Annotated in this window: 15 protein-coding genes (1 of these 15 only partly in view); 6 read left to right on the top strand and 9 right to left on the bottom strand. The window is 31.1% G+C overall.

Translation table 11 applies throughout. The annotated features are described in order from the left end of the window. Nucleotides 1-69: 69 nt before the first annotated feature. Nucleotides 70-927, bottom strand: coding sequence for a tyrosine-type recombinase/integrase (locus CLMAG_RS12960; RefSeq protein ID WP_066622687.1), 858 nt, complete (start codon nt 925-927; stop codon nt 70-72). Nucleotides 928-1659: 732 nt separating this feature from the next. On the opposite strand from CLMAG_RS12960, the gene CLMAG_RS12955 reads away from it, so the two are divergent. The 6 genes from CLMAG_RS12955 (at nt 1660) to CLMAG_RS31730 (ending at nt 6038) form a co-directional block, all read left to right on the top strand. Next, nucleotides 1660-1950: a hypothetical protein gene (locus tag CLMAG_RS12955; protein WP_066622685.1), complete on the top strand. Its 291-nt coding sequence runs from the start codon at nt 1660-1662 to the stop codon at nt 1948-1950. A 106-nt stretch (nt 1951-2056) separates the two neighbouring features. Continuing rightward, on the top strand, nt 2057-3166 hold the full coding sequence (locus CLMAG_RS12950; protein ID WP_066622684.1) for a GGDEF domain-containing protein: 1110 nt from the start codon (nt 2057-2059) through the stop codon (nt 3164-3166). A gap of 47 nt (nt 3167-3213) precedes the next feature. Further along, a complete protein-coding gene (locus CLMAG_RS12945; protein WP_066622682.1) occupies nt 3214-3414 on the top strand; it encodes a hypothetical protein in 201 nt (66 codons plus the stop codon). A gap of 455 nt (nt 3415-3869) precedes the next feature. Beyond that, the gene (locus CLMAG_RS12940; protein ID WP_066622680.1) at nt 3870-4895 is read left to right on the top strand and encodes an AbiH family protein; all 1026 of its coding nucleotides are present in this window, start codon (nt 3870-3872) and stop codon (nt 4893-4895) included. A gap of 319 nt (nt 4896-5214) precedes the next feature. Then, nucleotides 5215-5562, top strand: a complete 348-nt coding sequence (locus CLMAG_RS12935) for a TIGR04076 family protein (RefSeq protein WP_066622679.1) — start codon at nt 5215-5217, stop codon at nt 5560-5562. A 245-nt stretch (nt 5563-5807) separates the two neighbouring features. Next, nucleotides 5808-6038 (top strand): hypothetical protein, encoded by a 231-nt coding sequence (locus CLMAG_RS31730; RefSeq protein WP_139264246.1) that lies wholly within the window; start codon nt 5808-5810, stop codon nt 6036-6038. Nucleotides 6039-6204: 166 nt separating this feature from the next. Here the strand turns inward: CLMAG_RS31730 and CLMAG_RS32435 are convergent, their stop codons facing one another. The 8 genes from CLMAG_RS32435 to CLMAG_RS12905 all read right to left on the bottom strand — a co-directional run. Next, nucleotides 6205-6375 (bottom strand): hypothetical protein, encoded by a 171-nt coding sequence (locus tag CLMAG_RS32435; RefSeq protein ID WP_161486965.1) that lies wholly within the window; start codon nt 6373-6375, stop codon nt 6205-6207. 248 nt (nt 6376-6623) lie between these two features. Further along, the gene (locus tag CLMAG_RS12930) at nt 6624-6833 is read right to left on the bottom strand and encodes a hypothetical protein (RefSeq protein WP_066622677.1); all 210 of its coding nucleotides are present in this window, start codon (nt 6831-6833) and stop codon (nt 6624-6626) included. A 22-nt stretch (nt 6834-6855) separates the two neighbouring features. Continuing rightward, entirely contained in the window at nt 6856-7023 is a 168-nt protein-coding gene (locus CLMAG_RS32430) for a hypothetical protein (protein WP_161486964.1), read from the bottom strand. Between the two features lie 161 nt (nt 7024-7184). After that, complete coding sequence (locus CLMAG_RS12925; RefSeq protein ID WP_066622675.1) at nt 7185-7376, bottom strand: hypothetical protein; 192 nt, start codon at nt 7374-7376, stop codon at nt 7185-7187. 221 nt (nt 7377-7597) lie between these two features. Then, nucleotides 7598-7780 (bottom strand): hypothetical protein, encoded by a 183-nt coding sequence (locus CLMAG_RS12920; protein ID WP_066622674.1) that lies wholly within the window; start codon nt 7778-7780, stop codon nt 7598-7600. A gap of 214 nt (nt 7781-7994) precedes the next feature. Beyond that, nucleotides 7995-11090 (bottom strand): type I restriction endonuclease subunit R, encoded by a 3096-nt coding sequence (locus CLMAG_RS12915; RefSeq protein WP_066622672.1) that lies wholly within the window; start codon nt 11088-11090, stop codon nt 7995-7997. A 15-nt stretch (nt 11091-11105) separates the two neighbouring features. Beyond that, a complete protein-coding gene (locus CLMAG_RS12910) occupies nt 11106-12374 on the bottom strand; it encodes a restriction endonuclease subunit S (protein WP_073393294.1) in 1269 nt (422 codons plus the stop codon). Beyond that, on the bottom strand, nt 12374-13038 hold the end of the coding sequence (locus CLMAG_RS12905; RefSeq protein ID WP_066622670.1) for a type I restriction-modification system subunit M. It continues 1912 nt past the right edge of the window; 665 of the gene's 2577 nt are visible here — the last part of the coding sequence; the start codon falls outside the window, past its right edge — the gene reads right to left on this strand; the stop codon is at nt 12374-12376. Before CLMAG_RS12905 ends, CLMAG_RS12910 begins: the two co-directional genes overlap by 1 nt.

Genomic DNA, 13038 nt, shown 5'->3' with positions numbered 1-13038 from the left:
CTTCCTGAAGCATAATAAAAATATGTACTCAAATGAAGTGATTAGATAGTTTTACAGTCTCTCTCATTGCTAACTATTTGTTTTTCTCAACTCTAAATTATTTATTATTTTAAGCAATTCCCTTTTACTACTCTGAATATATAGTCCAGTAACATTTAAACTATGACCTAGTAGCTGACTTATAACAACGGGATTTACCCCAAGTCCCGCTAGGTTTTGTGCATAAAGATGCCTAAAAGCATGGGCATGGGCTATTTCTTTATCTATACCTCTAGCTTTGCCAGTATAGTATTTTATTTCATTATGAACTGTTTGTCTATTAATAGGACCTCTTTGCCCACTAAAAAGATACTCGGATGTATCATATCTTACTTCTAAGTATCTCTTAAACTGATCCTTTAGTTTTTTAGGTATCAGAATCTCTCTATACTTACTACCCTTCCCTTTGATATTTATAGAATCTTTGCTAATATCCTTTACCTTTATCTGAAGCATTTCACTTACCCTTGCACCGGTATAGTATAATGTATAGAATATAGTAACAGCTCTTATATCCCTCTCTCTTTCCGCAGCATTTACAATTCTTATAACATCACTATTTTCTAACATATCATCAATAAAATTTTGATTCTCTATTTTTAGCGGTTTTCCCCTTACTGCAATACCTTTATCAAATATATCATTAAGAAATTTTATAAATTGATTTAATGATACAATTCTTCTATTTATGGTTTTAATAGATAAATTTTCATTTTGAAGATACATTGTGAAATCTTTCAAAGCATTTTTATTTACTTCACTAAAAGAGTTCAAATCACCACCGTACCATTTCAAAAACTGATCTATATCTTTTTTATAACTACTTATTGTATTTTTACTCTTTTCATTTTCTAATAAATAATCTGCAAATTCATCTAAAATATTCATGTCATTCCTCCTTCATTAAAAATGTTGAAAAGTATTATGTATTATAAATGTAGTTGAAAGCGTTGATTTTATTATATCATATAGCATAAAAAAACTCGATACATAATTTACCTTATGTATTGAGTTTTAGTAAGAAATAACTTTAAAAACCTCTTAAAAAGCGAAAATGAATTTATTTTAAAAAATAAATTTTAAAACTTAGCTTAACCTGCAATTTATATGATTTAACGAAAACTTTTTTCTAAAAATATAACAGAATTGATTTGTAATTTTACCTACTTTTATCTAATGTTAATATAAATAATCTCTTATTGAATATTGTTTACTATTTAAAGATAAGTAAAGAAGACATAAAAAAGTCAGGCAATATATTATAAATTATATTGCCTGAGTTTTTTATGAACTTATTTTGATTCTTTAGTAATTCTTGAATAACTTTAATTATACTTTTTAGCAAATTAATTTTAATCTTAATAATATTTTTTAATAACCTTTATTTAAGTTTTCTACAATCTTCTCATAATTTATATTTAGCTATAAAATAATTTGTAAAATAACTCTCTAATAAATTTTTTATAATCTTTAAGTAACTTATAAATATATTTATCCATTATTTTTATATAAATCTTTTTATAGTTTTGATATGACTTATCTATGATTTTTTTATAAATTTGTGATATAATTATATTGTCATAATTATTAAATAAAATTGTTTAATGTGGAGGTAGCATTATGGTTGAAGAAAATATTATTGAAATTCCAAATCAAAACACTAAAGGAATTACTGTTCGATTTGGAATTGCTGAAATTAAAGATATGGATAAAGTAATTAAAAATTTAAATGAAATATTAGGTAGTAGTCTAAGCAGAAATCAGTTTATAGAGCTTATGTATAAGAGTGCTAAATCTATTGCTAAGTTCAAAGTCAATGATAAAAACATGACCTTTGATGAAGTTCTACATTATTTTGATAAAAAAGAAGTTGAAATCAATCCAATTCCTGATAATGCGGAAGCTAAATGATTTATATAAGTTAAGAGATGAAGCATATGAAAATAGGAGAGGAATTTTTCAAAACAGAAGGAATTAGTAGTACGTAATACTATAAACTTAAGAGGAGTTGCATTAGATGAAATATGCAATGCTGTTCATATTACTTATAGTGATTATAATTGTAGCAATATATCAACTATTTATTTATAAACTTAAAAAAGATTACAATTTGAAACTCCTGAGGCTAGAATCAAAGTTAGCTGATGTTAAATCTACAAACATATTAAGGGAGCTGCTAGAGATTAGTTATGAGAAAGAATCCATAGGAAAAGCTTCTAAGAAAATTATTTATATACTGCTAAATAATTTTGATATAAATTTCTGTACAGTATTTCTAAACACTGGCAATAAACTAACTGCCTGTGCTTCCAATGCTGGAAGTAAAGATATTATGAAAGAACTGGGAGACTATGTAAATAACTTATCAGAAACGGTTATGGGAGTAGGAGGAAAGAAACTTTATACGGAATGTGGAACTCTTTCTTACAATACTGCAGCAGATAGAGATATAAACTTCTCTTTCTTCATTCCTCTTAAAGTAAATGGCAATATGATTGGTGCTCTTTTGATTGAAAATGTGAATTATGATGATAGAAACAATGATATGGGCGTTGAATTTTTTAAGGTAGTGATTGATACTATATCAATTACGCTCCAAAATTTGATCTACTATGATAAGATTGTACATATGGCTACTAGAGATGCATTAACTAAAATGTATAATAGGAGGCAAATGGAGAAGGTACTTACCGAATACATGGCAGAGGAAAAGGTATTTTCAGTTGCTATGATGGATATAGACCATTTTAAAAAATTCAATGATACTTACGGTCATGCCTTTGGCGATCTCGTACTAATCGAAGTTTCTAAGTTTATGAAAAAACAGGTTACAGGCTATGGGGAGGTCTTTAGATATGGTGGCGAAGAGTTCCTGATATGCTTTAATAACTTGAATAGTGAACAAGCCTTTGAGAAGTTAGATAATATCAGAAAGGGCATAGAAGCTCTTACCATTACTAATGAAAATAATGTATCAAGCCACGTTACCGCAAGCTTTGGGATAGCTGAATATCCTAAGAATAAAGCTAAAGATACTACAATATTGAAGGAATTTGCCGACCAAGCATTATATTATAGTAAAGAGCATGGCCGGAACCAAGTAACTATTTATAATGATATAAGTTAAATTAGAGTAGTACAATCCTTAAAAAGTTGAGAGGGGAGGGGTAGTGGATGGAGTCTAAAACGATTGCAACATTAACTATTGCGAAGGATGATGTGATAAACTTAAATTTTCGCATGATAAATAAGGCTATTTCAGCTATGGAGTTTATAAATGCTAGAAACTTTAAGGAAGCAATTTTGCTTAATATCACAGAATACTCCGAAGATCCTCGCCCCCCTATGAAATTGAAGGAATTAGAGAATTTCTGAATAGGGTAATAGATGATAATCCCCACATTTTCTACTACTTAGCTCCCTATAAAAATCAAGACACAAATATCATTGCTTGCATATCAGATACTACAAGGGTAACTGCAAATTGTAATGAATATTTTTCTTTAAAAGCGGACCCCATTAAGTTAAAAGGAATAATTAGTGCTACAACTTACTTTATGGAGGAGCTAGGGGAGAGTGAATTAGATATTGCCAGTATGGAGAAAAGGTTAATGCTGCTGGGAGGATATTAGAATTGTTGTTACGTAATGCAAACATGGTATAATTTACTAAAGAAAAATAGTAATTTGCAGTTAGAGGTGTATTAGCCGACACCAACGTTGGGAATACTCTACTATTGGGAAATATAATGACATTAATTACGGTGATGTGATAGTTAAGCGATATAGTTAACTAGACTATGATTAAAATTATATAGAGTGGGTGGGAACATGAATTTGAACGTAATTGGTAATGGATTCGACTTGTATCATGGTTTGCCTAGTAGTTATTACTATTTTGGTTGTTATTTGATTAAGAATGATCCTGAATTCTATGAAAAGATTGGAAGAATGTATGAGCTTAATCATTTAAAGATGGTGGGGCCATCTATAGCTCACCACTATGATTACGTGGTTGAGAATATTTTTTGGAGTGATTTTGAAAGGCATTTGTCTAAGGTGGACGAGTACTTTGTGGTTGATACGTCAGTAGATGATTTAGATTTAGAATACCCTGACCCAGTAGAGATTGAACTAGAGCACGACAAGAATGCAGACCAACTAAAGAAGAAGTTTGCCAAGTGGGTAAGAGACACTCTTGATTTCGAGTCGAACTACTCCTTAATTAAGGAGCGTTTATTGAATAGTAGTGACCTTGATTTAAGCAATGAAGATTACTTTCTACAATTCAATTATACTCATTCATTGCAAAAACTATATGGCATTGAGGACGATAAGATTTACTATGTACATGGCGAGTGCCTTGGAGATGATGGAGGTGAACTTATAGTTGGACATGGCAATGACAGTAGAATTCAAGAAATCAAAGCAGTAATTGAGAAATTGGATGAGAAATATGATTTTACACAGAGTAGTTATAATAGAATCAATGAATATAGATGTCTGCTAAGCTACATACATAAGCTCAGAAAAGATGTGGAAGGATGTAAAATGGGGTGTAGCTATTTCTACGATGTGATTGAAGGAGAGGTCGAGAATATCAATCTCTATGGTCTATCATTAGGTGAGGTTGATATCCCATATCTGGTTCAAATAAGACATAGATGGCCGAATGCCAAATGGACATTTTCTTATTATTCTGATTCAAGTATGGAACGTATAAATGATGTTGCCAAGAATAGTTTGAATTTAGATGAAGGTGAGTATGGAATGTTTAAATTTGCACATACGCTATCTCGAGATGTTTGCAGTGAAATTGTTAGTATAAGAGGTATTGACGAATACCCTGGTGTGTAGAGCGCTGCCGTTAATTACATCGCCTAACAAAATTATTCCCGTATGCATTGCACATTCCTTCACTGGGTGCAAGCACCGCCTGTGAAGAAGGGCTCTGATGTTACAGTGAAGGGACGTCGGGAATAATAAAACGTTATATGACATTTTAAATCTAATTAAACTCATGTTTACACATACCATTTTGTAATTTAAATTACAGAATATAGAGTGACAATTATAAAGAAATTGAGAAGTAAAGGTTATTTGTATAATCGGCTGACAAATAGTAATTTGTCTGGATATTAGAAAGAGCAGAAAATTTAGAATATGGAGGTTTATCATGAAAAAATGGTATGATGAGGAGTATGAATGGGAAATCGAGGTTATAGGCTTTCTTCGTGGAGACCACACTGAGAGATATTGCCGAAATGGAGAGGAAGTTGGAGATAAGTATACCTGCACCTATGGCTGTCCTGTAAATGCTGATGGACAAGGTATTTGTTCCAAAGCCATGATGATTATGTTTCCAATAATGGAGGCTGTCAGGAGTGGCGGTGATTTAGAGAACATCGGTGGAACTAGTAAATATAGCAAAGATATTGTATGCCCAGATGGTTGTGTTATATTTAGGCTGACGGCAAAAAAACTTGGGAATGAGAATTTTTATAAGGGAAAGTTTTTTGAGTAGTTATGATTCTTATCTCATTCAGATTAAGATAAGTCGAAATGTACAAATTCCAATTTGTAGAGTTAAAGTGTCATAACTTTAGTGTCAGTTAAGTCGTATCTTTATTATTTTACGATTTAATTATTGTATAATATTTTTACCTCTTTTCAATTTATATATTAATCGTATATATCTGTTTTACTAAATAAATTAATTTATGTTATAATATCTGTATAATAGTTAGAAAAGGGGTTAGAATTAACACTATGAATGAATTAGATCGAATAATACAAAGCATCAATAATTATTCAACTGATCTAGCTTATAATGTGAGAAAACATCTGTGGTTTGTTCGTGGATTGGAGGAAATAGCCTATTATTTAAGTGTTTTTTGCCAATCTCAGATAACATTGGTATTCATACTTATATTCATTTTTGGGTCAATAAAAGCTGATAGATGGCTGATTAAGTCTTTTTTAGACTATTATTTGTTGTAACTTTGCTATTTAAAATAATAGGTCCAAATACTGAAGCATTACTTATATATAAAATTAATACTTCTTTAAGTTTTATACTTAACTAATAAACCTTTAAAGGCTTTATTTTGTATAAAATTTTTTTCATTTTCTTTTGTAAGTATATTAAGTGAGAGGGTAGGGCTATTTACCTTTGTTCGCGGTTTTTATAGAAGTAATAAATTATATCTAATAATGACATTCCAGCAGCAATTCCTACACCCTGTCTTATAGTAATTAGCTGAAAATATCCTGCTATAAAAGATAAGATTACAAGAATAAAAAATTTGAAACCTATCTCCTTAATACTACTACTCATTTATACGAATCCCCTCTCACTTAAAATCAACATCTCTTAATAATCTCTATAATCCTATTAGAAATCTAATACCTTACTTGTTGCAATTTATATAATATCACTATAACAAAGTTTTCTCATACCTATAATAAAGTTTTCTCAGTGGTATAATAAAAACTCATAAACGTTGGTATACGTGGGTTTCAGCTATGACAAAGTTTTGTGATACCTGATGTAAACTATGAAGTATGGAAAGTTAGATCAGAGAATTATTCTGGAAATATTTCATTAAATTCATTCTTAAGTCTTTTTCTGCGAATACCTCTTAGAAACCACCAAATTCTAATTACTAGATATGCTGCAATAAGTAGGATTGCTAGATTTCTCTTATCTGCCTTATAAAAGTCATATGCCTGCCATGCAATAATAACATCTGACATTAATTTGAATATTACATAAATCCCATTACTATTTTTCATCATCCATCCTCCCGATTTAATACTAAAATGAGAGCGGTGTATCATCATTACTTTCTTTTAGTATTCTTTCTAGCTCTTCATCATCAATTTCAAATCCTACAAAATTATCTACTGCATCTTCAAAATTAAATTTACTAGTATCCTTTTCTCTCTTTTTTCTGTATTCATCAAGCTGAATAATCTTTCGCATAGCTAAGCCTTTCTTGCGCTTTATTCTGTGTCTATTTATATTTATATGATATTAATACTAATTATATATATATATTATATCAAATAAATTTGTTTTATACAATTGCAACAAGAATTCAAAATCAGATATTATGGTAAATAAAAAAAAGGTCGGAAAGAAAATTACTCTCCAAACCTCTCTTCTAATTGATTTTTATTGTCCAGTACTCCCGCATTAATCTTTTCTTCTATCATTTCGCTTAAAACTCTACACTTCAAGCAAATTATTATAGCTACTGCTGTTACATATATAAATAGAGCAGCTGCAATTATAACAAAACCATAGAACAATAACTTAGCCATCTGCAATTCCACAGGTAACTCCTCCACATTATAATTTCTTTATCTGGATTATTGCCCTATAGCTTGTTTCTATTCAATTATATTAGAAATAAAGATTTTAATTAATTAGGTATTTTTATATTTCAGTATTTTTGCTAACACACCGAGTAAATTATACTACTGAAAGCTATCAATTTAACGATTTTTAGACAAAAGAAAACACCAGATACTTGAATATCCAGTGCATTATAAAATTAAATTTCTTTATCATCAAATTTTTTCAACAGATCAGTTTCAGTGATTTTCTTTGCTAATAGTTTTTTTAAATCATCCATTGCAGCCTCATCTGATTCATATTTATTTAATACCTTGCAGAGTGAAAAACTGCTATCTGTTACTTTATTAATTAAATATACATGCCTATACTTATCAAACATCTTAATTTCCCCTTGTCTTTATAATTCCATACCGTTAAGAATATCTCTTAGGTTCTTTAATTCTACTACAGGTAAAGTTACTCACTTACCCTTTTGCTGATTCTGAAAGAATGCCTATAGTTTCTTTTATTTCAAATTTTATATCCACCATTTTGATCTAGTCCTCCCCATATTTAGATTGTGTTTCAGCAACTTCTAACGCATTCTGGTAGCCTTAGATTATGATAGTATCATATTTTTGTTTCATTTCAGTCATAAATTGTGGCAATTTCTTCATTAAATTCATCATATGTTTTAACTTGCCACCTGCTAATTTATTTGTTGCCTTATCATAATCCACATTTTGGGCTAATTCATCGCTATAAGGTATCACTTTAGCTTGTCCTACTGAAAATGCATTCACACATTTGTAGAGCCACTCTCTATCAATTCCCCATTCATCTGCTAAATCATTAACGTTAGATTTTAACTTCTTCTGTTTCCAAATATCAAAAGCTTCATCAAAATTTAAGTTATAAGACAAGTTTCCAGGTACTAATTCAATTTCTACAAACTCCTTCAGCAGATGTGCTTTATTATCTTCACCCATATCACTCAGTTCTTGAATTTGCTCATAGATTATACGGAGGGTTTCCCCATCTACTGTTTGCATACCACCTACATTGCTCACCTTCGAGCCAATCAATTCAAGTATATGAGCAGCATCAATTACTTGAGTTCCTGCTAACTTTGTTTTTCCAACAAGTGGTTTAACAATACTTGGAATAGGATCACCAGTTCCACCATTTCTTGTTAAATTTTTATATGCTCCTCTATATTTTAACCAAGTATGCTCTTCAATACCAAATGCACTATCATCCCATTTATATTCATAATATTGCTCCACTAAATTCAACTGTTCGGCTGCATCTTTAAAAGTAAGAATAAACTTGTCTTTCTCTTCCTTGTGATCTTTTATTTCTTGCCATTGGGAAGGATCTGGTAGTGACTCAACCATTTCCAATGCATTTATCCTGAATTTTTCAACTGCTACAATGTATGTATCGACGATTGCTTTACTACTACTTCCACCACTACCGTATAATTTTAATGCAATTTCTACTGTTTGTTTTGTCAGCCTTGGATACTGAAAATTAACAATTGTTCCAAACTCTTTATTCTTACCAAATATACGGTTTGTTCTAGAATATGCTTGAATTAAACTCTGTAGTTCTAGTGATCTATCAACATACAGTGTATTCAACCTTTTAGAGTCATATCCTGTTAGCAATTGATTTGCCACAATCACAAGATCTATACTTTTTTTATTACGTCCGCTTCCACCACGAGTTGCACGATCCACTACATCTTCAAAATATGCATCCTCTCCATGTTTTTTATCACCTGGAATAAATTCAATACCTGTAAACTCAGAGTAATCCTTAAACATTCCTTCAATAATTGCTGGAGCAATGTTTTCAGGATCATTTTCGTTACCAAAACTAAATGTCATAGCGATATTTAATTTTTCTTCACGTTCTTTCATTTGCTTTTTGAATTCTTCGTAATAAGCAATCACACGATTTTTATATGCAACTGTTAAAATAGCATTAAATTCTCTCCCTTGAGATTGAGTCTCCCAGTTGTTTAATATTTCCTCTACCACCCTTGGAATATGTGTTTCATCTTGATATATTAAAATATTTCTTTTTTTAGCCTCCATTTCCACTTCTGCTTCAGACCATTCTTGTACCTTACGTTCAATATCCCTATCAGAAAGCTCAGGGTTTTCTTCTTTAATTTTTTCTACTAACTGTTCTCTTAAATCATCATAACTTTTAAATTCACCAGTATTTATATAATCCACATGAAACCCTAAAACATTTCCATCTGATATTGCCTCGTCAATGGTATATTGATGAAGCGGTGGTCCAAATAGCTTTTTAGTAGTGTTAATCACTTCACTTTTCTCATTTATTTTCCCTTTAATATTATTTTCATCAAATAAAGGTGTTCCAGTAAATCCATAGAAAAGACCATTTTTTCTAAAATAATTTGTAATTGTTCCCATCATCTGTCCCATTGTTGTTCTATGGGCTTCATCTATAATAAATACAATTTTTTTATGTGATAAAGTAGTATCCTTAGCTTCTTCTAATTCCTTAACGACTTCATTAAGCTTAAATGTGGTTGTAACTACAATACCTTGGTTCTGCGATTTAAGTTTATTTTTTAATTGATAGGTGTATTTTGTATCATCTACCGTTACTGGCTCATAAGTTGCATATGCCTTAAATTTCTCCCTGGTATTCTTATCCAGTTCTCGTCTATCAACTAAAAATACTACCTTATCAAATCCTACACGAGTAGATAAAAATAAAGCTGTCTTAAAACTAGTAATTGTTTTTCCTGAACCAGTTGTATGCCAAACAAATCCTCCATGGGGTATACCATCATTATCCCATCCAAAAGCAGCACCCTCCACTGCTTGCAATGCATAAACCTGATATGGACGCATGAGCATATGTTTCCTGTTTTCTTCTTCTTCAGCCTCATCAATCACTAAGTAATCTCCAACCATTTGATGCGCCATAGGTATCATCAAAAAATGTTCAATAACTTTCTGCCAATTATTTACCATTTTGTTATCTTTATCCGCCCAATGAAAAACAAATGCAGGATTGAAATCATTAATAGATTTTGGTGTTGCAAAATAACGAGTTTCTATCTCCGTAGTTACTACCATCATCTGTGAAAATGCCATAAAGTTATTACAGTATTCACCATCATTATAATACCTTTTAAACTGTCCATACGCCTCATCTAATGACTTATCAGTACGTTTTTGTTCTATATTTATTAATGGTAATCCATTAATTAGTAAAACTATATCAAATCGATTATTATTAGCAGTTACTACCTCCCTTGCAATACGATAACTTGAGTCACCGCCTCTTACCTCAGCTTTTTTTAATATAGTTAAAGTAATCTGTTTCCTAGTTATATTAGGATTATCATCCCGGTAAATCCCATCAATTTTCCCTTTTGCTTCTTCAATTGATAATATTTTAGCAGCTTCATAACTATTGGTGATTTGACCTACCTTAGTCATTACCTGTTTAAATTCATTATCTGTTAATTCAACACCTTCAAGTTGATCCGTATTTATACGATTAAGCTCACTTCTCCAATGATTAATCAAATCATCTACCGTTACTTTTTTCTTATTTCCGTTTAAGAAATCAGGAGCCTTCCATTTATATTTTTCTAGTTCTTTCACAAAATTCTCCTGAAAAGCTCTCTCAGAAGCATTTTTAGGTGCATTACTCATAACTTAAACTCCTCTCTAAATAAACATTTCATTTAGGTATGCTTTCTTTATATTTTGAAGTTTTTCAAGCTTACGATGATGAAGGGTGATAAGTTTGTCGAGGTTGATAAAATACTTTGCAATTAAAGTTTGTTCCTCCTTAGATTTCGGGTATATTATTACCGTATCATTTAAAGCCGACTTCGAAATAGAGGATACTTTTGTCCCTTGAATTAACGGTAATAATTGGTCATGATAAGCATTCGAATTCATATAATATCCAAGATAGCCACTTGCAAAAACTTGCATAGGTCTACACGGAATTGTATGCAATCCAGAAATTACAGTCTGAGTAGTCAAGCCTACTATTTCACTGCACTTCCCAACTGTTTCATCCTCCGCAGCATCTGCAATAATCACATCACCATTATTCAAAAATGAGGACTTATACTTGCTTACACAAGTATCATCTATAATAAAAGGAACTTCCTCTTTACTAACGTCCAAACGCTCTCTGAATTTTATCAGCACATCACCATAATGAACGTTCATTGCTACACCCTTCTCAGAATTAAGTTCAGCTCTAGATAATGCATTATTTTGGAGTGTAGTAAAGAGTTCTGAAAACTTACGCTGTTCCCAATCACCAGTAAAACCGGCAAATCTTAGTTTTGGCTTGCATTCTCCTTCAGCAGGAAACATATCTGTAAAATATGCTTTTTTTAATGCTTTCATCTTTTCTAACTTACGCTGATGAAGGGTAATAAGGTTATCGATATTGGTAAAAAACTGCCCGATTTTTTGTTGTTCTTGGAGTAGTGGGAATAAAAATTCATAGTTTTCAACATTCGACTTTGAAATATTTTGTACTTTTGTACCTGCCCCACATCTACTAAAGTATTGTTGATTTTTGTTAATTGCCTTTGATAAAAAATAGCTATCAACACTTTGATATGGTCGTATTTCTGCAACACGTTGATTAAGAATATACGTATTATCTATGGGTATTTGTGTAGTCATTCCAAGTAAACCGGGTGACTGCTCACTAAGAATCATAACAAGTGTTCCTTTAGTTAATGTTGGAACTTCAACATCAACATATCGACCAGAATGAACTAGATTTCCACCTATATCAACTGACTTAAGTGTAATAAGTTCATATCGCCCTTTTTCTTGGACATCATTTTCAAAACTACCACCATTCGAGTATGTCGATACATCTTTTAACTTACACTGTTCCCAATCACCAGCATTTTCGAACTCTTTAAATCGTCTTTTAGGTACGTTTTTCTTGTTTTCGCTCATTATTTCACCACCAATTCGTCCTTAAGTGCTTCAAATTCACTCATCAAGCTCTCTATTTCTATATCTATATCTGACAGTGTATTTGCATAACGTTCCTGTATCATTTGTAAAGAGTTTAATTCAGATTTCAATGGAATTTGTACTAAACCGACCATTTTTTCAACAGTACTTCCAAACCATTTTTTATACATTAGATGATCTATTTCCTCATCTGTTAATACTAAAATACGTTCTTGTACAGCATCCTTTAGCTCTTTTTCTTCGGATTTGATAGCTTTAGCAAGCAAAGATTTTTTATTTATTAATGTTTCAACCTTTTTTAGCAACTCATATTCTTCTGAACCTTTTTCAGCTTTCTTTAACTCTTCCTTCACTAATTTATTGTCGAAAGCATCCCCGGGTTCATCGTCCTCATTCTTTTTCAAAGCATCATATAAAGCATTATTTTCCTCACTATCTTCAACTTTTGCAGCTTCTATCAAATTATCTAATTCTGACTCTATCTCTTGAATAGCATCTCTTTTATTTTCAATTGCTTCTAATTCTGCATGATAAAGTTCTTGTGCAATCAAACCATTAGGAATAATACTTCCAACCCATCCATCTTGTTCCTCACGTTTATTATTCCCCGTCCCCTTCGTTATCATATTAGGTTCTCGGGTAC

The organism is Clostridium magnum DSM 2767, from assembly GCF_001623875.1.
Classification (GTDB): Bacteria; Bacillota; Clostridia; order Clostridiales; family Clostridiaceae; genus Clostridium_AM; species Clostridium_AM magnum.
This window is presented reverse-complemented; position numbering and strand designations above follow the sequence as displayed.